This is a genomic window from Stenotrophomonas maltophilia, from assembly GCF_004920835.1.
Classification (GTDB): domain Bacteria; phylum Pseudomonadota; class Gammaproteobacteria; order Xanthomonadales; family Xanthomonadaceae; genus Stenotrophomonas; species Stenotrophomonas maltophilia_AQ.
Window position 1 is genome coordinate 1 of sequence record NZ_QFHO01000006.1, and the last position, 18,045, is coordinate 18,045.

The following is an 18,045-nucleotide window of genomic DNA, read 5'->3' on the forward strand; positions in this document are numbered from 1 at the left end:
CCCCTGCCCTGTGCCCGCCCCATGCTCTACCTGTCCTTGGCCGTGATCTGCAGTGTGCTGGTTTCGGTGTTGTTGAAGCTGGCCAGCCGCCGCCAGCTGGATGTTGCGCAGATGGTCACCTGGAACTATCTGGTGGCGGCGACGATGACGGCGGTGGTGCTGCAGCCGCCACTGGACGCACTGCGCGGACCGCATGCGCCGTGGCTGTCATTGCTGGCGCTGGCGGTGGTGCTGCCCTCGATCTTCCTGGTGCTGGGCCGCGCGGTGGCGGTGGCCGGCATCGTCCGCAGTGATGTGGCGCAGCGGTTGTCGCTGCTGCTGTCGCTGGCGGCGGCGTTCCTGTTCTTCGGCCAGAGCGCCAGTACGTGGAAGCTGGTGGGGCTGGGCCTGGGCCTGCTGGCGATGGTGGCCATCAGCCTGCGTCCGCGCGGCCCGGCAGTGGCGGCCTCGCCCGGTGGCTGGGGCTGGCTGCTGGGCGTATGGGCCGGCTTCGCGGTGGTGGATGTGCTGCTCAAGCAGGTGGCGCTGTCGGGCACGCCGTCGATGGCGGCGGTGCTGGCCAGTTTCAGCGTGGCCTTCGTGCTGATGCTGGCGCTGCAGTTATGGCGGCATTTCAGTGGGCGCAGCCGCCTGGCCTGGCGCAACCTGGGTGCGGGTGCACTGCTGGGCCTGCTCAACGGCGGCAACATCCTTTTCTATGTGCATGCGCACCAGTCGATGCCGGACAGCCCGGCCACCGTGTTCGCCGGCATGAACATCGGCGTGGTGGTGCTGGGTGCGCTGGTTGGCGTATTCGCCTTCGGCGAGCCTATGAGCCGGTGGAACCGCCTCGGACTGGCGCTGGCGGTAGTCGCGATCACCCTGATCGCACTGGGGTGATGCGCACAGTTCGCGCCGTTGCCGATAGCCGGTGCAGAAGATTCCGATCCTGCTGCGCATTTCGATTGATACGTTGACGCCGCTCACAGTGCAGTTCCGTCGTGATGGGCATCCCGCTGCCTAGACTCGAACGGACCTGCATCTGGAGAGAATGTGATGAAACACGTGTGCGCTCTCATGCTGCTGGCCGCAACCCTGACCGGTTGCAGCAGCATCGGAGGTTATCCCGATTTCAGCGGCGGGATCAGCTATCCATCACATGAACCGGCCTATCCGCGCTATCCCGCCTATCCGCCCCCCATGCAAACCCATCGCGGCGATTCAAGCTCGGAAGTGGTGAGCTGCAGCAGCCGCGACCAGCGTCGCGCGCATTGCCAGGTACAGGTCTCACAGAAGGACAGCGTGCACCTGATCAACCGCGAGTCACGTGCCTCCTGCCTGCAGGGACGCGACTGGGGCGTGGACCGCGGCACGATCTGGGTCGACAACGGCTGCCGTGCAACCTTCCGCATCGAGCGCTACTACTGGCGATGAGCAGCGGGCCGTCCGGCCGGCCCCCACAGGGACCGGCCGGGCACCCACTCAGCGATCGAAGCCCAGCAGCAGCGGGTCGTGATCGGAGCTGCGCCACGGGCCCTGCACGTTGCGGCCCTGGTAACCGCTGGCGTCCTGCTCGTCGGCATTGCTGTGCCACTCAGCGGCGCCGGCGAGGCGCTTGGCCATGGTCGGGCTGAGCAGCGCATGATCGAGGCGGCCGGTGTAGCCGTTGTAGACGTAGCTGTAAGGCTGTTCGACCTTGGCCACCTTGAAGGCATCCTGCCAGCCGAGGTCGTGCAGGGTGCGGATCGGATCTTCCATGGCGTAGGCGTTGAAATCGCCCATCAGCACCACGTCCTTCACCTTCAGGCGCGCGGCTTCGGCCCGCACCCAGGAGTTGAGCTGCCTGGCCGATTCCACGCGGGTGGCGTTCCAGCAGCCCTGCCCGTCATTGCGGTCGGCGTCGGCGCCGCTGGCATCGCGGCAGCCCTTGGACTTGAAGTGGTTGGCAACCACCATGAACGGCGCACCCTTGCCCTGGAAGGCCTGTGCCAGCGGCGCACGGCTGTGTTCGACGAAGGGGCCGTCGAGCTTGGTCAGCGGCGTGCCGAGCGGCTTGAATTCGCTCTTGCGGTAGATGATGCCGACGCGGATCGGATTGCTGCCGGGGCCTTGGCCGGCATCGACGAACGCCCACTGTTTGTCTGCGGCGAGGCCGGCATTGAGCGCATCCACCAGCTCGGCGATGGCCGACTGCGGGCCGTAGCCGTCGTTCTCCAGTTCCATCAGCGCGGCGATGTCGGCGCCCAGCGCGTTGACGGTGGCCACCAGCTTGCCGACCTGCGCCTTGTGCTCGTCCAGCGTGCGCGCGCCGCGCAGGGTCGGGAACCCACCGCCCTTGCCGTCACCATTGAAGAAATTCTCCAGGTTGAACGCAGCGATGTGCAGGCGGCCGGGCACGCTGGGCACGGCCGGGCGCTGCAGGTCCGGCAGCTTCAGTACACCATCCACCTGCAGGCTGGGCCGGCCCTGCGCGTCCACGCGCACGGTGCCTTCCACGTTGCGCAGCTGCATGCCGGTACGCAGCACCGGGTTGCCCGGCAGGTAGGCGACGCTGGCCGGATCACGCACATCGCTGCCATCGTCCAGCAGCAGGCGGCGGCGCTGGTTGTCGGCCATCACCTGTTCGATCCCGGCACTGCCGGGCGCGGCCACTTCGGTCGGCTGCCACAGGCGGCCATCGAAGGCGACGGTGAGCTGGCCGAAGCGTTCCAGGCCATCGGTTCCGGCCAGGGTGAGCGGCGCGGCGATGCGCACGTGCTGCCCATCCAGTGCACGCCAGTCGGCCGGCGCGGCGGCCAGGGTGACAGTGGCTGCGCTGCGTGGCGCAGGCGCCGAGGTCGGCGCAACCTGTGGCTGGGCCTGGGCGAAAGCGGATGCCGGCATCAGCAGGGACAGTGCAAGGGCGAGGGAACGGCGACGCATCGACAGACGACTCCACGGAAGAGGCGCACAGACTAACCCTGAAATGCGAAACCCCGCCTGCGCAGCGGGGGCATAGGGGCGATCAGGCCTTGGTGGGCAAAGCCGGGTAGTGCCGGCCGCTGGCCGGCAACCTCATGACCTTCATGCGATGCGTGGCTGCCGGCCAGCGGCTGGCACTACCAGTGGACGCGGCGGCGTCCGCTATTTCAGATTGCCCAGCATCCAGTCCACGGTGGCGTGGATCTGCTCCTCGGTGAGCGCCGGGTTGCCGCCCTTGGGCGGCATGATGCCGCCGTCGGGGCCGGTGTAGCCCTCGATGGCGTGCTTGTAGAGGGTGTCCTTGCCCTGCGCCAGGCGCTTGTCCCAGTGCGAGTGGTCCAGCGTCGGCGCCATGCCCACGCCAGTGGTATGGCAGGCGGTGCACAGGTTGTCGAAGATCACCTTGCCATCCTTGGTACCGCCGTAGGCCACCTGCGAGGCGGCCTTGGCCAGCGCTGCGGCCTTGGCCGCGGCCTGCGCGGCGGCGCCGGTGCTGCCGGCGTATACCGCGCCAGTGGGCGAGATGCGCTGTTCAGTGCGTTTGGCGGCGGTGGGCGACACCTCGGGCGGAATCCGGGTGTGGATGAACGCGGCCAGCAGGATCAGACCGAGGGTGATGGCCATCAACAGCGCGATCACCATGGAGAAGCGTTTCAGGAACTCCAGATCGTAATTCCGCACTCTTCGTTACCCCTGGCTGATAGTCGTTGGACCACGGCTGAGCGACTGCGTGATGGGCCGAGTATAGAACGCACGCCGCGCACGACAACAGGCATCACAGCTGGTGCGGCGCAGCATGCGGCCGTGGCCGCGTGCGGGTGGCGCCGGACCGCGCCCGGCGAGCGCGAAGCGCGGTAGAAGCCGCCCGGCACCCGCAACGGCGGCATCACCCTGCGCCAACAGCCCGCAGGCAGAAACTGCAGATGGCCTCGACCAGAGCGTCCTCGTCGCGGTGCGCTTCGCGGCTGGGTGCGGTCGGGCCCACCATCGCTTCGGTGAAGGCACCCACCAGGCAGGCAGCGGCAGCGTGCGCGTCCTGTGCCGGCAGTTCACCGGCCGCCACGCCCTCTTCCACCAGGCGCAGGAACACGTCACCGAAGGCACGGCGGCCGCGCATGCGCTCGGCTTCCACGTCCGGGTCCACCGGTTCGACGATGAAGGCATGGGCCAGGCCCGGGCCGGCCAGGGCGCGGCGGACGAAGGCGGTGATGGCCTGGCGCAGGCGCACGCTGGCCGGCTGCGGCGCACTGGCGATGCGTTCCATGATCGCCACCTCATGGGCCACGGCAGCGTTGAGCACTTCCACGAACAGCTCGGCCTTGGACGGGAAGTGGCGGTAGATCAGGCCGGTGGAGACCCCGGCCTGGGTGGCCACGGCGGTTACCGGCGCGTTGCGCCAGCCGCCGGTGGCGACCAGTTCGCGGGTGGCCAGCAGGATCCGTTCACGGGCCCCGGCCAGGCGTTCTTCCATCAATGCTGAGCGTTTGTAGGCCATGTTCTGAGTCTGGTTTCAATTTTTGAATTTGTATTCACTTCTTACCCGAACCCCGCTACGCTGGGCTCCAATCGCCCGCGCGGGCCGCTGCTGTGAACGGCCGCCCGCTTCCCCTTCCGGGTGCGTCCATTCCCCACCTTCCCTCGTGGAGCCATCGCAATGCACGTGCCATCCCTGAACTTCGACCTCGGCGAAGATATCGACCTGCTGCGCCAGAGCGTGGCCCATTTTGCCGCTGCCGAGATCGCGCCGCTCGCGGCCGAGGCCGATGCAACCAACCAGTTCCCGTTGGCACTATGGCCCAAGTTGGGCGAACAGGGCCTGCTGGGCCTGACCGTGGAAGAAGAATACGGCGGCACTGGCATGGGTTACCTGGCCCACGTGGTGGCGATGGAAGAGATCTCACGCGCCTCCGGCGGCATCGCCCTGTCCTACGGCGCGCACTCGAACCTGTGCGTGAACCAGCTGCGCAAGAACGGCACCGAAGCGCAGAAGCAGCGCTTCCTGCCAGACCTGTGCAGCGGCGCCAAGGTCGGCGCGCTGGCGATGAGCGAACCGGGTGCGGGTTCGGACGTGGTGTCGATGAAGCTGCGCGCGGACAAGCGCGGCGACCGCTACGTGCTCAACGGCAACAAGATGTGGATCACCAACGGCCCGGACGCCGACGTGCTGGTGGTCTACGCCAAGACCGACATGGACGCAGGCGCCAAGGGCATCACCGCGTTCCTGGTCGAGAAGGGCATGAAGGGTTTCTCCACCGCGCAGAAGCTGGACAAGCTGGGCATGCGTTCCTCGCCCACCTGCGAGCTGGTGTTCCAGGATTGCGAAGTACCGGAAGAGAATGTGCTGGGTCAGGTTGGCGGCGGCGTGCGTGTGCTGATGTCCGGCCTGGACTACGAGCGCGTGGTGCTGTCCGGTGGCCCGCTGGGCCTGATGGCCGCCGCCATGGACGTGGTGATGCCGTACGTGCATGAGCGCCACCAGTTCGGTGAAGCGATCGGCAGCTTCCAGCTGATCCAGGCCAAGATCGCCGACATGTACGTGGGCCTGGGCGCCTGTCGCGCCTATGTGTACGCCGTCGCGCGCGCCTGCGACCAGGGCCGCACCACCCGCCAGGATGCCGCCGGTGCCATTCTGTACGCCGCTGAAAAGGCCACCTGGCTGACCGGCCAGGCGATCCAGATCCTGGGCGGCAACGGCTACATCAACGAGTACCCGACCGGCCGTCTGTGGCGCGACGCCAAGCTGTATGAAATCGGCGCCGGCACCTCTGAGATCCGCCGCATGCTGATCGGCCGCGAACTGTTCCAGCGCACTCTGTAAGGCTATCGCGATGACCGTCCTGAACAGCCAGCTGCAACCGGGCAGCGAAACGTTTGAAAGCAACCGCGCGGCGATGCAGGTCGTGGTTGACGACCTGCATGCCACCCTCGCCCGCGCCGCGCTGGGTGGCAGCGAAGCAGCGCGTGCCAAGCACACCGCACGCGGCAAGCTGCTGGTGCGCGACCGCATCGACGCCCTGCTCGACCCTGGCAGCGCCTTCCTTGAGATCGCGCCGCTGGCCGCGCATGGCATGTACGACGATGCCGTGCCTGCTGCGGGCGTGGTCGCCGGCATCGGCCGCGTGAGCGGCGTGGAATGCGTGATCGTGGCCAACGACGCCACGGTCAAGGGCGGCACCTACTACCCGATGACGGTGAAGAAGCACCTGCGCGCGCAGGAGATTGCCGAGCAGAACCACCTGCCGTGCATCTACCTGGTCGATTCCGGTGGTGCCTTCCTGCCGCTGCAGGATGAGGTGTTCCCGGACCGCGATCATTTCGGCCGCATCTTCTACAACCAGGCCAACCTGTCCGCGCAGGGCATCCCGCAGATCGCCTGCGTGATGGGCAGCTGCACCGCCGGCGGTGCCTACGTACCGGCAATGAGCGACGAGACCGTGATCGTGCGCGAACAGGGCACGATCTTCCTCGGCGGCCCGCCGCTGGTGAAGGCCGCCACCGGTGAAGTGGTGACGGCCGAGGAACTGGGCGGTGCCGACGTGCACACGCGCATTTCCGGCGTGGCCGACCACATGGCCGACAACGATCTGCAGGCGCTGGCACGGGTGCGCGCGATCATCGCCCAGCTCAACTGGCGCAAGCCGGAACCGGCGATGGCGGTGCAGGCAACGGAAGAGCCGCTGCTGCCGGCACACGAGCTGTACGGGGTGATTCCGGCCGACACGCGCAAGCCCTACGACGTGCGCGAAGTGATCGCACGGCTGGTCGATGGCTCGCGCTTCGATGAGTTCAAGCCACGCTACGGCGCCACGCTGGTCACCGGCTTTGCGCATCTGAACGGTTACCCGATCGGCATCATCGCCAACAACGGCATCCTGTTCTCCGAATCCGCACTGAAGGGCGCGCACTTCATCGAGCTGTGCACCCAGCGCAACATTCCGCTGGTGTTCCTGCAGAACATCACCGGCTTCATGGTTGGCCGCAAGTACGAACAGGGCGGCATCGCCAAGGACGGGGCCAAGCTGGTGATGGCGGTGGCCTGCGCCAAGGTGCCCAAGTTCACCGTGGTGATCGGTGGTTCGTTCGGCGCCGGCAACTACGGCATGTGCGGCCGCGCGTACTCGCCCAACTTCCTGTGGATGTGGCCGAACGCGCGTATCGGCGTGATGGGCGGCGAGCAGGCCGCCAGCGTGCTGGCCACGGTCAAGCGCGATGGCATCGAAGCCAAGGGCGGCCAGTGGCCGGCAGCGGAGGAAGACGCCTTCAAGGCACCGATCCGCGACCAGTTCGAGCAGCAGGGACACCCGTACTACGCCAGCGCGCGCCTGTGGGACGACGGTGTGATCGATCCGGTCGATACCCGCCGCGTGCTCGCCCTGGCGCTGTCGGCCAGCCTCAACGCCGCCCCGCAGCAGACGCGCTTCGGCGTGTTCCGCATGTAACCCGTGCCATGACCGAGTCTGTTGCCATGTTCAGCAAAGTCCTGATCGCCAACCGCGGCGAGATCGCCTGCCGCGTCATCGCCACCTGCCGCCGCCTGGGCATCGCCACGGTGGCGGTGTATTCCGATGCCGACCGCAATGCGCGCCACGTGCGGCTGGCCGACGAAGCCATCCACATCGGCCCGGCGGCCGCGCGCGAGAGCTACCTGCGCGGCGACGTGTTGCTGGACGCCGCACGCCGCAGCGGGGCGCAGGCGATCCATCCCGGCTACGGCTTCCTGTCCGAGAACGCCGATTTCGCAGATGCCTGTGCCGCCGCCGGCATCACCTTCATCGGCCCGCCGGCCACCGCGATCCGCGCGATGGGCGACAAGAGCGCGGCCAAGGCGCTGATGGCCAAGGCCGGTGTACCGCTGACGCCGGGCTACCACGGCGACCAGCAGGAACCGGACTTCCTGCGCACGCAGGCCGACGGCATCGGCTACCCGGTGCTGATCAAGGCCAGCGCCGGTGGCGGTGGCAAGGGCATGCGCAAGGTTGATCGCAGCGAGGACTTCGTCGATGCACTGGCCAGCTGCCAGCGTGAGGCGGCATCGGCGTTCGGTAACGACCACGTACTGGTCGAGAAGTACGTCGAGCGTCCGCGCCATATCGAGATCCAGGTGTTCGGCGACAGCCACGGCGATGCGGTCTACCTGTTCGAGCGCGACTGCTCGGTGCAGCGCCGCCACCAGAAGGTGCTGGAAGAAGCGCCCGCACCGGGCATGAGCGCCGAACGCCGCGCCGCGATGGGCAAGGCCGCGGTCGATGCCGCGCGCGCGGTGGGATACGTGGGCGCGGGCACGGTGGAGTTCATTGCCGGCCCGGACGGCGATTTCTATTTCATGGAAATGAACACCCGCCTGCAGGTCGAGCACCCGGTAACCGAATACATCACTGGCACCGATCTGGTGGAGTGGCAGCTGCGCGTGGCCTCGGGCCAACCGCTCCCGCTGCGCCAGGAGCAGCTGGCCATCCATGGCCATGCGATCGAAGCGCGCCTGTACGCCGAGGACGCCGACCGTGGCTTCCTGCCCTCCACCGGCACCCTGCGCCGCCTGCGCCTGCCGATTGCGTCGGCCCATGTGCGCGTGGATACCGGCGTGGAGGAAGGCGACAGCATCACCCCGTACTACGATCCGATGATCGCCAAGCTGATCGTCTGGGACGTCGATCGCGAGGCGGCCCTGCGCCGCATGAGCCAGGCCCTGGCCGACTGCCAGGTGGTGGGCGTGACCACCAATGCCGGCTTCCTGCGTCGGCTGGTGAACACCGATTCGTTCGCGCACGCGAAGCTGGATACCGCGCTGATCGAACGCGAACAGGCGGCATTGAACGCGTTCGGCGACAGCGACGATGCGCTGTGGCAGATGGCAGCGGTTGCCGCTGTGGCCACTACCGCGCGCGCCGGCAGCGATGCGCGCGACCCGCATTCGCCGTGGCAGGCGCAGGATGGCTGGCGTCTTGGTGCCTCCGCCCCGCGCGTGCTGCCGCTGCAGCAGGGCGAACGCACGCACACGCTGAAGGTATGGGCGCAGGCCGATGGCTGGCGTGTGCAGAGCGATGACGCAGCACCGGTGCAGGTGATCGGTGCGGCCGATGCACAGGGCCTGACGGTACAGCTGGGCGAGCGTCGCTGGACGTTGCAGCTGCTGCGCGAGGGCGACCAGCTGTACCTGTTCGGCGCCGATGGCCAGCACCGCTTCACCCTGCATGATCCGGTGGGCGAATCGGACACTGCCGTAGCCGACGCCGGCAGCCTGCTGGCCCCGATGCCGGGCAAGATCGTGGCCACGCTGGTCGCGGCCGGTACCGAGGTCAAGCGCGGTACGCCGCTGGTGGTGCTGGAGGCGATGAAGATGGAGCACACCCTGCAGGCACCGGCCGATGGCACGGTGAAGGGCTACCGCGCCAAGGCCGGCGACCAGGTAGGTGATGGCGCGGTGCTGGTGGACTTCGAGGCGGCGTGAACGATGACGCGCCGGGCCCTAGGGCCCGGCTGCGTCGGCATCCCCCGCGCGTGGGTCCGAACGTGGCCACACGTGGCCATCCGGGTCCAGCTCCGCGGTGGTCTTTGTGCCACTGCGCCAGCCCAGCCCGCAGATCGCCAACGCACCTTCGGCCATCGGCTGCAGGCCAAATGCACGCCCGGCCTCGGCTTCGTTGATGGCCGCTGTAACAAAAGCGCCCAGGCCCAGTGCGGTGGCCGACGCATACAGTGCCTGTGAAACATGGCCGGCATCCAGCGTGACGGCACGGTAGGCCTTGGCATGGTTCCGATACTTCCAGAAGTTGCGCTCGAAGCGGCACACCAGCACCAGCAGCACGTGTGCATCGGCGAACCAATGCTGCCCGGCCAGCAAGCGCTGGCACAGCGACTCCAGGTCCTGTGGCTGTGCCGACAGCCGGCCGAGCTCGTGCGCCACCGCATGGTAGTGATACAGCCCCGGGGCCATTCCCTCCACGTTGCGTACCAGTAAGTAGGCCTCCAGCGGATGCAGGCTGCCGGCTGAAGGCACGTTCTTCTTCAGGAACCGGACACCTGGATCGGTTTCCACCTCGGCCTGTGCCATCAGCACCTGTTGCAGCACGCGGGCCAGCAGTGGCAACGGCAGCGCACGCCCGGTATCGAAGTTGCGGCAGGTAGCCCGTGCCTGCAGCTGCGGCTGCATCGGATCATCCTCGTAGCAAGGCAGTGCCCGCGCGCCATGTATACGCGGAGGTGCCTCGGGCGGCGGACTGCCGTAGCTGCGCACCAGATCGCGTGCGGTCACCAGCTGGTGCTGCTCCATGTCCTGCACGCTGTCCACCTCGTCCCAGCACGACTGCTGGTAGTGCAGCGCCGACAATGGCCACCAGTGACTGTCGCGTACCTGCTGCTCGATTGCCAAGGCCTGCGCGTGGGCAGGATCATCGCTGACCAGCAACCCCAGTTCCAGCAGCGTCAGGACATCAGCGCGCGCCTGCGGATCCGAAGGAAGCGGCTGCCATTGCTCTGCACTGCACTGAAGCAGCCACATGCAGCTTGCTGCATCGATCACACGCGGTTCCCGCAGGTGCGCGGCACGGACCTGCAGCGAACGCTCGAAATCAACGCCGGTACCGCCACCCAGTACGCCAGCCAGGTCGAACCTGGGGCGCTCGATCGGCTCCACCATCATCATCAGGCAACGGCGGAAATTCATGTGGATCTGTCATCCCAGGGCCTGCATGGTCGACGATGATAGCGCGCGGCCCGCAGGCGGCCATCAACTCCCCTGTACGGCAGCCGATACTTGTACTTTCCACCTTCTGGTAGTGCCCCATGTCTGCATCCCCCCTCTCCGCCGACGTCGTCCAGCAGCTGCTGGAGCGCCTGTCCCACGACGATGACTTCCGCGTAGCCTTCAGTGCCGACCCGGGCAAGGCCCTGCTGGCGCTGGGTGCCGACGAAGCTACCGTGCATGCCTGCCGCGCGCCGCTGGCGACGCTGGGGGGCAAGCAGGAGTTCGCCGAGGCGGCCTCGCGCATGAGCAGCCTGCTGAGCGCACGCGCGGCCTTCAACGTGCCGTTCCTGTTCGAGGACGGCCTGCCCGGCCTGAAGCACGATTGATCGATCAGGGTGCGACCGGCGCGCCTGTGCCAGCGGCGAGGGTTGTGCCCTTCTGGAGGGCAAGCCGCTGTGCGTCCATGACGTTCAGCGGCAGCAGCGCGTAGTCGCCGATGCTTTCGGCGAAGGCCAGGCCCGCATGACGCTGCAGCCAATGCGCCTGTCGAGCGGCAGCATCGTGGTCGCCGCGAGCACGCAACAGGTCCAGCTGCAACACCCGCCACTGGAACAGGCTTGCATCGGGTCGCTGGGCCAGCAGTGACTGCGCATGCGCCAACTTGCCCTGGTCGAATGCGATACGCGCCTGCAGCAGGTTCCACAGTTCGCGCAGGCGAGGATCACCATCCCGTTCCGGCAGGGCCTGCAGCGCGTCCTGCCGATTGGCCACCACGGACGCCTGTCCGGCACGTACGGCATGGTAGGCCGTCGCCAAGGCAATGAATGCGTTGCGGCGCGCGGGCGCCGGCTGACTGCGATCGATGGCCGCCAATGCCCGGTCCAGTACCTGCTGGTACTGCTGTTCCACAGCCGGGGCACCGGCTTGTCCGCGCCAAGCCAGTGCCTGCAGGGCCAGGATGTCGCACATGCCGCCGCGAGTTCTGCATTGCGACGCCAGCTGTTGCATGTCAGCGGCCGCCTCCGTCCTGCGGTCCTGCATGGCCAGCACCGCCGCGCGCTCCATGCGCGTGCCAAGCCCGAGCGGTGCCATGGCTTCGAAACTGGCGTTGGCTGCAGCGAAATCACCGGTCAGTGCTGCCAGCACCGGCTCCATGCCATCGCCATTCCAGCCCGGATGCAGCCGGGCGCCCCGCAGCGCGGCATCTGCGGCGCCCGTCTCTCCGCGTGCCAGCTGGATCCGTGCGACGAACGCCAGCACCAATGCACGACGCGAGTGCTGGCGGCCAAGCAATGGCTGGGCAGCTGCCAGGGCGCCGTCATAGTCCCCCTGCGCGAACAGCACCAGCGCGTAGTTCATCCAGCCGGCCGGGTCGTCCGGGTACAACTCGGTCAGCATGCGCCATTTGTCAGCGATGCGTGCAGGCGGTGCACCTTCGAAATCGGCCGCCCAGGCATCGAGATAGAGCTGGTCGCGCGCGGTCAGGTGCGTACGCTGGCTGACCGCCTTGTGGTACAGCGCCGCGGCCTGCTCCAGGTTGCCCTTGGCGTGCTGGATGTTCATCTGCCCGACGTAGGCGAAGGCAAAGGCAGGATCCAGCCGGGTTGCCTGCTCGAAGAACATCAACGCATCGTCGTAGCGCGCCGCAGCCGTTGCATCCACGCCCTTGGCATACGCATGCAGTGCGTCCAGATTGGCGGTAGCCACGGTAGGCAACGGTCGCTGGTCAGCGCCGACGTCACGAAGCGCTTCGCCAAGGTCGGTACGCAACGCCGCAACCACGTGATCGGTCGAGGCGAGGATCGAGTCCAGCCCGCGGCCGTCGGCAAAGCGCGTGTAAACGGTCTGTCCACTACGCGGATCCACGACTTCGACACTGACCCGCACTTTGCCGTTGAGCTCCAGCACGCTGGGGATCAATACCGCACGAACTCCGTCACGCAGCGCGACCTCGATGGCCAGCCTGCGGTCCAGCCGCGCCTGCGGAGGGCGCTGCATCAGCTGCAGCGTGTCACGCACCTTCAGCTCGCTGAGGATGTTGACGAAGCGCGACTGTCCCAGGCTGATATACAGCGCCTGCTCCAGGCTGCTGTCCAGCTGCGGATAAGCCGTGGCGTTGTGCACCGCCGCCACGATCACCCAATCGCGTTCGGCGAAGGCGATGGCCGGTGCCGGCCGAAACAGTGTCCACAGCACTCCGCATAGCGCCAGCATGAGCGCCGCCTCGGTCACCAGCGCGGCTGGGCGACGCCACAGCGGCAGATCCCGCCACGCTTTTTCGCCCGAGCGCGGGCGACGTAGCGGGGCGCTGCCACGCAGTCCCACCTCGAAGACTTCCTGGCGTTCGCCGATGCCCTTGAAGCGCCAGCAGCCGTGATCCTTCCAGCGCAGCTCATCGGCCGCCCAGGGCAGTTCGCTGGCTGCCCGACGCGCCATCTGTTCGGCAGCCGAAGACAGCAGGACCTGTCCAGGCCACGCCAGCTGCATCAGGCGCGCAGCCATGGGCTTGGCCAGGCCTTCCACCTCCACCGGCTTTGCGCCGTGAGCAACGGCCTCGGCACTGTTGTTCCACAGCAGCACGTCACCCACGTGCAGGCCGGCGCGTGCACGCAGGACGACGCCACGTTCACGCCCCAGTGCATCAACGGCGTTCTGGTAGGAAAGGGCAAAGCCGATGCCATCGATGGGACGTTCGAACAGGATGAACAATCCGTCAGAGCGATCGATCAGCTGGCCGTTCCAGCGCTGCTGCAGGCCCAGCACCAGACGGTCATGCTGCTGGAACAGCTCAGCGGCGGCAACGTCACCGATCCGCTCGACCAGCTGCAGCGAATCGCACAGATCGGTGAACAGCAGGGTCCGCACTTGCGAACTCTGCATCGGGAGGAAATCCGGAATGCCGTCCATTGCCACCTCTGCTGCTCATTGTCCGTTTTCGGAGTCGCCGCCCCAGCGCAGGCAGTTGCCGCCATCGCGCTTGGCCTGGTACAGCGCACGATCCGCACAGGCATACCACTCGCTCCAGCCTGCCTCCGGCACCAGCAGGCTGGCACCGATGCTGACCAGGCTGACATGCGGCGTGCCATGACTGCGTTCGAGCAGGCCATGCACCGCGCTGAGGATGAACTCGGCCGCGTGCTGCACGATCTCATGGTTGCCACGGCGCAGGATCAGGCAGAACTCATCGCCGCCGAGGCGGCAGGCCAGGTCCTGCTCACCGGCCATCGAGCGCAGGATGTTGCCCATGCTCTGCAGCACTCGGTCGCCGGCCTGGTGGCCGTGACGATCATTGATCTGCTTGAAGCGGTCGCAGTCGATCAGCAGCAGTGCCTGCGGCAACCCGTCACCATCGGCGCGGCACTCCTGCAGGTACAGGGTGAGGCCGCGACGGTTGTGCAGCCCGGTCAGTTCATCGGTACGCACCAGTTCACGGGTGTGGGTCAACTGGTGTGTGGTGATGTACAGGTTGTCCAGCGCGGTTTCCAGATCGTGGTTGCGCCGGCGCAGCTGGCTGATCAGGGCCTGCTCGTTGGTCAGCACGCGCATGATCGTGCGGCGCAGGAAGTAGGCGACCAGGCCGGGATCGGATTCCACCAGGCGATGGAAGTCAGCCGGGCCCAGCTCCAGCACTTCACAGTCGGCCAGCGCGCGTGCACTGGCGCTGCGCAGGTGATCGCCGACCAGCAGGCCAAGCTCACCGAAGAACTCATGCTGGCCGAGCGTCTTGATCACCAGGTCCTCGCCGAAGTCCAGTTCGATCTGGCCCTGGAGGATCACATACATCCGTTCGCCGCGATGGCCACGCTGGAACAACCACTGTCCGGCATGAAGCTTGCATGGGCGGGCAAATCTGGCAAACAATGCAACCTCGGCAGCGGAAAGCAGCGCGTGCACGATCTCGGCCATCGCCACCCGGGCGATACCTGACGTCACATCACTGTTCTCGGCCGCACCCCTGCCGGTCATTCCCTGCACCCGCCGCCAGCGTCCCCTGGTGAGCCGCGGAGCATAGCACCGCTTTAAAGTGTGCGCCCTATCTCATTTTTAATGCCCCGGCGATCTTGCCTGATGTGAGGATGCGTGGTGGCCGTTCTGGTCACGGGTGTCCGGGCAAAAGTCCTGCTGGATCAACCCGATGGCACTCTTCACAGGCTTTCGGCCAAGTTGCCGGTACGCGGGGGTGCGCCTGATTGACGCTGCTTGCTGACCACGCCTTTGCATCGATACAACAACGCCGGCAGGTCCCCCGACCGGCCGGCGTTGTCTGGCCCTTCCCTGGCCACCCTGATCGGATCTCCAGGCTTCGGTAGAGCCTGGCCGCTGGCCGGCTTCCCCGTGGTGCCCGGAGGATCGCGTGGTTGCCGGCCAGCGGCCGGCACTACCGCATCACGCCGCGCGTTCGCTGCGCCCGCCGTGGAACTGCTCTTCCTCGGTCGAGCCGGTCAGCGCGGTGGTCGACGACTGGCCCTGCTGGATCGCCTGGGTCACCGCATCGAAGTAGCCGGTGCCGACCTCACGCTGGTGCTTGACTGCGGTGAAGCCGCGCTCGGCCGCTTCGAACTCGGCTTCCTGCAGTTCCACGAACGCGCTCATCTGCCGACGCGCGTAGCCATGGGCCAGGTTGAACATCCCGTAGTTCAGCGCATGGAAACCGGCCAGGGTGATGAACTGGAACTTGTAGCCGTAGCTGCCCAGTTCACGCTGGAACTTGGCGATGGTGGCGTCATCCAGGTTCTTCTTCCAGTTGAAGCTGGGCGAGCAGTTGTAGGCCAGCAGCTTGCCTGGGAACTTCGCATGGATTGCCTCCGCGAATTTCCGAGCGAATTCCAGATCCGGCTTGCCGGTCTCGCACCACACCAGGTCGGCATAGGGCGCATAGGCCAGGCCGCGGCTGATCGCCTGGTCCAGGCCATTGCGGGTCTTGTAGAAGCCCTCGACGGTGCGTTCGCCGGTAGCGAAGGGCTTGTCGTTGCCGTCGATGTCGCTGGTCAGCAGATCGGCAGCCTCGGCATCGGTACGCGCCACCAGCAGGGTCGGCACGCCCAGCACGTCCGCGGCCAGGCGCGCAGCGTTGAGCTTTTCTATCGCCTCGCGGGTCGGCACCAGCACCTTGCCGCCCATGTGGCCGCACTTCTTCACCGAGGCCAGCTGATCTTCGAAGTGCACGCCAGCGGCGCCGGCTTCGATCATCGCCTTCATCAGCTCGAACGCATTGAGCACGCCACCGAAACCGGCTTCGGCATCGGCCACGATCGGCTGCAGGAAGTCGATGTCGTCCTTGCCCTCAGCGTGGTGCAGCTGGTCGGCGCGCAGCAGCGTGTTGTTGATGCGCTTGACCACCGCCGGCACCGAATCGGCCGGGTACAGCGACTGGTCCGGATACATCTGACCGGCCAGGTTGGCGTCGGCCGCCACCTGCCAACCGGACAGGTAGATCGCCTTCAGGCCCGCCTTGACCTGCTGCATGGCCTGGTTGCCGGTCAGTGCACCCAGCGCGTTGACGAACTCGCGCTCATGCAGCGACGCCCACAGCTTCTCCGCACCCAGGCGGGCCAGCGAGTGCTCGATGTGGACGGTGCCGCGCAGGCGCACCACGTCGGCGGCGCTGTAGTTGCGCTGGATGCCTTCCCAGCGCGGGTTGGTATCCCAGTCGTGCTGGATCTGTTCGGCAGTGGGCAGCTTGCTCATGTCTTTCTCCAGTTCGGTTCGTGCGTGCAGCGGGGAGGGAAACGGCGGGATACGCGGGCGGCAATCAGTCGATGCGCGCGTAGGCCGGCAGGGTCAGGAAATCGGTCAGTTCTTCGCTGCGGCTCAGTTCGCCGAGCAGGGCGATGGCCTCGCCGATGCGTGCGCCACCGGGCAGCGCGCTGGTATCGCCCATCCTTGCCGGCAGCTGCGAAAGGGTGGAATCCAGCAGCGCCGGGTCGATCGCAGTGCCATCGTCCAGTTGCTGGCCCGGCGTATGCAGCCACTGCCACAGCTGGCTGCGGCTGATCTCGGCGGTGGCCGCATCCTCCATCAGGTGGTGGATCGGCACGCAGCCGTTGCCATCCAGCCACGCCGCCAGATAGCGCACGCAGACTTCCACGTTGCCTTCGAAGCCAGCGCGGGTGATCGTGCCCGGCGGCCGCGCGATCAGTTCATCGCGACCCACGCGCACATCCTGGCGCAGCACGTGGTGCTGGTTGGGCGTTGGCATGTGCTCGTCGAAGATCGCCATCGCCACCGGAATCAGCGCCGGATGGGCGACCCACGTGCCATCGTGGCCAGCGCTCACTTCGCGCAGCTTGTCGGCGCGCACGCGTGCCATCGCCTGTTCGTTGGCGGCGGCATCGTTGTTGATCGGAATCTGCGCGGCCATGCCGCCCATCGCATGCGCACCACGGCGATGGCAGGTCTGGATCAGCAGTTCCGAATACGCCTTCAGGAACGGCTGGGTCATGGTCACCTGGCCGCGCTCGGGCAGCACGCGATCGGCGTGGCGGCGGAAGGTCTTCAGGTACGAAAAGATGTAATCCCAGCGCCCGCAGTTCAGGCCGACGATGCGATCACGCAGCGCGTGCAGGATCTCGTCCATCTCGAACACCGCCGGCAGCGTTTCGATCAGCACGGTCACTTTGATCTGGCCGTGCGGCAGGCCGAGCATGCCTTCGATGTGCGACAGCGCGGTCTCCCACAACCCCGCCTCTTCCATGCTCTGCAGCTTGGGCAGGTAGAAGTACGGGCCGCGATCCTTGGCCTGCAGGGTGCGGGCGTTGTGGAAGGCGAACACCGCCGCATCGAACAGGCCGCCGGCAATGAACTGGCCATCGATGCGCACGTGCTTCTCGTCCAGGTGCCAGCCGCGCGGGCGCACGATCAGCACCGCCTGCTCGTCGTACGGGCGCAGGGCGTAGTGCTTTCCATTGGGTGCGGTGTATTCGAGATCGCCACGCACTGCGGCAGCCAGCGACTGCTGACCCGCCAGCAGGTTGCGCCAGGTCGGCGAGGTCGAGTCCTCGAAGTCAGCCATGAACACCTTGGCGCCGGAGTTCAGCGCGTTGATGACCATCTTCGGGTCGGTCGGGCCGGTGATCTCGACACGGCGGTCCTGCAGCGCGTCCGGCAGCGGGGCAACGCGCCAGTCGCCGCTGCGGATCGCGGCGGTGTCTTCGCGGAAGTCCGGCAGGCCGCCCTGGTCGAAGAACGCCTGGCGCTCGCGGCGCGCCTGCAGCCGTGCCTGCCGGCCCGGTTCCACCGCACGGTGCAGGGACACCAGCAGGGCCAGCAGCGGCGCCGGCAGCAGGGTGTCCTGGCCGGCCACGCGGGTCGCCAGGGCGATGCCGGGGGTGGCCTTGGCGGCGGGGGTGGGAACAGCGGAAGCGACGGCGGACATGAGGCGACTCCAGCGGTGGGGGAACGTCTCCACGGTGCCGTCGGGG

The 18,045-nt window shown here is 67.1% G+C and carries 14 protein-coding genes; 6 read left to right on the forward strand and 8 right to left on the reverse strand.

Going from position 1 to position 18,045, the window contains the following annotated elements; translation table 11 throughout:
- Positions 1 to 21: 21 nt before the first annotated feature.
- Together DI041_RS06285 and DI041_RS06290 are read left to right on the forward strand one after the other, a co-directional pair.
- On the forward strand, positions 22 to 879 hold the full coding sequence (locus DI041_RS06285; protein ID WP_136639979.1) for an EamA family transporter: 858 nt from the start codon (positions 22 to 24) through the stop codon (positions 877 to 879).
- A 156-nt stretch (positions 880 to 1,035) separates the two neighbouring features.
- A complete protein-coding gene (locus tag DI041_RS06290; RefSeq protein ID WP_136639978.1) occupies positions 1,036 to 1,413 on the forward strand; it encodes a DUF3011 domain-containing protein in 378 nt (125 codons plus the stop codon).
- A 48-nt stretch (positions 1,414 to 1,461) separates the two neighbouring features.
- On the opposite strand, the gene DI041_RS06295 is transcribed toward DI041_RS06290, so the two are convergent.
- The 3 genes from DI041_RS06295 to DI041_RS06305 all read right to left on the reverse strand — a co-directional run bounded on the left by DI041_RS06295 (position 1,462) and on the right by DI041_RS06305 (position 4,435).
- Positions 1,462 to 2,901: an ExeM/NucH family extracellular endonuclease gene (locus DI041_RS06295; RefSeq protein WP_136639977.1), complete on the reverse strand. Its 1,440-nt coding sequence runs from the start codon at positions 2,899 to 2,901 to the stop codon at positions 1,462 to 1,464.
- Between the two features lie 201 nt (positions 2,902 to 3,102).
- A complete protein-coding gene (locus tag DI041_RS06300) occupies positions 3,103 to 3,621 on the reverse strand; it encodes a c-type cytochrome (protein WP_025875793.1) in 519 nt (172 codons plus the stop codon).
- Between the two features lie 205 nt (positions 3,622 to 3,826).
- Positions 3,827 to 4,435 (reverse strand): TetR/AcrR family transcriptional regulator, encoded by a 609-nt coding sequence (locus DI041_RS06305; protein ID WP_025875794.1) that lies wholly within the window; start codon positions 4,433 to 4,435, stop codon positions 3,827 to 3,829.
- A 159-nt stretch (positions 4,436 to 4,594) separates the two neighbouring features.
- Between DI041_RS06305 and DI041_RS06310 the strand changes: the two genes are divergently transcribed.
- The 3 genes from DI041_RS06310 to DI041_RS06320 are packed head-to-tail and all read left to right on the forward strand — an operon-like array spanning position 4,595 to position 9,388.
- Positions 4,595 to 5,758: an isovaleryl-CoA dehydrogenase gene (locus DI041_RS06310; RefSeq protein WP_136639976.1), complete on the forward strand. Its 1,164-nt coding sequence runs from the start codon at positions 4,595 to 4,597 to the stop codon at positions 5,756 to 5,758.
- 10 nt (positions 5,759 to 5,768) lie between these two features.
- Positions 5,769 to 7,379, forward strand: a complete 1,611-nt coding sequence (locus DI041_RS06315; RefSeq protein ID WP_136639975.1) for a carboxyl transferase domain-containing protein — start codon at positions 5,769 to 5,771, stop codon at positions 7,377 to 7,379.
- An 8-nt stretch (positions 7,380 to 7,387) separates the two neighbouring features.
- Positions 7,388 to 9,388, forward strand: a complete 2,001-nt coding sequence (locus DI041_RS06320; protein ID WP_430543789.1) for an acetyl/propionyl/methylcrotonyl-CoA carboxylase subunit alpha — start codon at positions 7,388 to 7,390, stop codon at positions 9,386 to 9,388.
- 18 nt (positions 9,389 to 9,406) lie between these two features.
- Here the strand turns inward: DI041_RS06320 and DI041_RS06325 are convergent, their stop codons facing one another.
- Entirely contained in the window at positions 9,407 to 10,603 is a 1,197-nt protein-coding gene (locus DI041_RS06325) for a putative peptide maturation dehydrogenase (protein WP_136639973.1), read from the reverse strand.
- Positions 10,604 to 10,722: 119 nt separating this feature from the next.
- On the opposite strand from DI041_RS06325, the gene DI041_RS06330 reads away from it, so the two are divergent.
- Positions 10,723 to 11,010, forward strand: coding sequence for an NHLP-related RiPP peptide (locus DI041_RS06330; protein ID WP_136639972.1), 288 nt, complete (start codon positions 10,723 to 10,725; stop codon positions 11,008 to 11,010).
- A gap of 4 nt (positions 11,011 to 11,014) precedes the next feature.
- On the opposite strand, the gene DI041_RS06335 is transcribed toward DI041_RS06330, so the two are convergent.
- From DI041_RS06335 to aceB, 4 genes are all read right to left on the reverse strand, one after another.
- Positions 11,015 to 13,504: a putative peptide modification system cyclase gene (locus DI041_RS06335; RefSeq protein ID WP_136639971.1), complete on the reverse strand. Its 2,490-nt coding sequence runs from the start codon at positions 13,502 to 13,504 to the stop codon at positions 11,015 to 11,017.
- A gap of 42 nt (positions 13,505 to 13,546) precedes the next feature.
- Positions 13,547 to 14,590 (reverse strand): GGDEF domain-containing protein, encoded by a 1,044-nt coding sequence (locus DI041_RS06340; RefSeq protein WP_046984329.1) that lies wholly within the window; start codon positions 14,588 to 14,590, stop codon positions 13,547 to 13,549.
- Between the two features lie 420 nt (positions 14,591 to 15,010).
- Positions 15,011 to 16,312: an isocitrate lyase gene (gene aceA / locus DI041_RS06345; protein ID WP_004153647.1), complete on the reverse strand. Its 1,302-nt coding sequence runs from the start codon at positions 16,310 to 16,312 to the stop codon at positions 15,011 to 15,013.
- 64 nt (positions 16,313 to 16,376) lie between these two features.
- Positions 16,377 to 17,999, reverse strand: a complete 1,623-nt coding sequence (gene aceB / locus DI041_RS06350; protein WP_136640132.1) for a malate synthase A — start codon at positions 17,997 to 17,999, stop codon at positions 16,377 to 16,379.
- Positions 18,000 to 18,045 lie beyond the last annotated feature (46 nt).

Coding starts and splice junctions, on each gene's coding strand:
- DI041_RS06290 (WP_136639978.1), top strand. CDS start 1,036: ATGAAACACGTGTGCGCTCTCATGCTGCTGGCCGCAACCCTGACCGGT.
- DI041_RS06285 (WP_136639979.1), top strand. CDS start 22: ATGCTCTACCTGTCCTTGGCCGTGATCTGCAGTGTGCTGGTTTCGGTG.
- DI041_RS06295 (WP_136639977.1), bottom strand. CDS start 2,901: ATGCGTCGCCGTTCCCTCGCCCTTGCACTGTCCCTGCTGATGCCGGCA.
- DI041_RS06320 (WP_430543789.1), top strand. CDS start 7,388: ATGACCGAGTCTGTTGCCATGTTCAGCAAAGTCCTGATCGCCAACCGC.
- DI041_RS06305 (WP_025875794.1), bottom strand. CDS start 4,435: ATGGCCTACAAACGCTCAGCATTGATGGAAGAACGCCTGGCCGGGGCC.
- DI041_RS06335 (WP_136639971.1), bottom strand. CDS start 13,504: ATGCAGAGTTCGCAAGTGCGGACCCTGCTGTTCACCGATCTGTGCGAT.
- DI041_RS06310 (WP_136639976.1), top strand. CDS start 4,595: ATGCACGTGCCATCCCTGAACTTCGACCTCGGCGAAGATATCGACCTG.
- aceA (WP_004153647.1), bottom strand. CDS start 16,312: ATGAGCAAGCTGCCCACTGCCGAACAGATCCAGCACGACTGGGATACC.
- DI041_RS06340 (WP_046984329.1), bottom strand. CDS start 14,590: ATGACCGGCAGGGGTGCGGCCGAGAACAGTGATGTGACGTCAGGTATC.
- DI041_RS06330 (WP_136639972.1), top strand. CDS start 10,723: ATGTCTGCATCCCCCCTCTCCGCCGACGTCGTCCAGCAGCTGCTGGAG.
- DI041_RS06315 (WP_136639975.1), top strand. CDS start 5,769: ATGACCGTCCTGAACAGCCAGCTGCAACCGGGCAGCGAAACGTTTGAA.
- DI041_RS06325 (WP_136639973.1), bottom strand. CDS start 10,603: ATGAATTTCCGCCGTTGCCTGATGATGATGGTGGAGCCGATCGAGCGC.
- aceB (WP_136640132.1), bottom strand. CDS start 17,999: ATGTCCGCCGTCGCTTCCGCTGTTCCCACCCCCGCCGCCAAGGCCACC.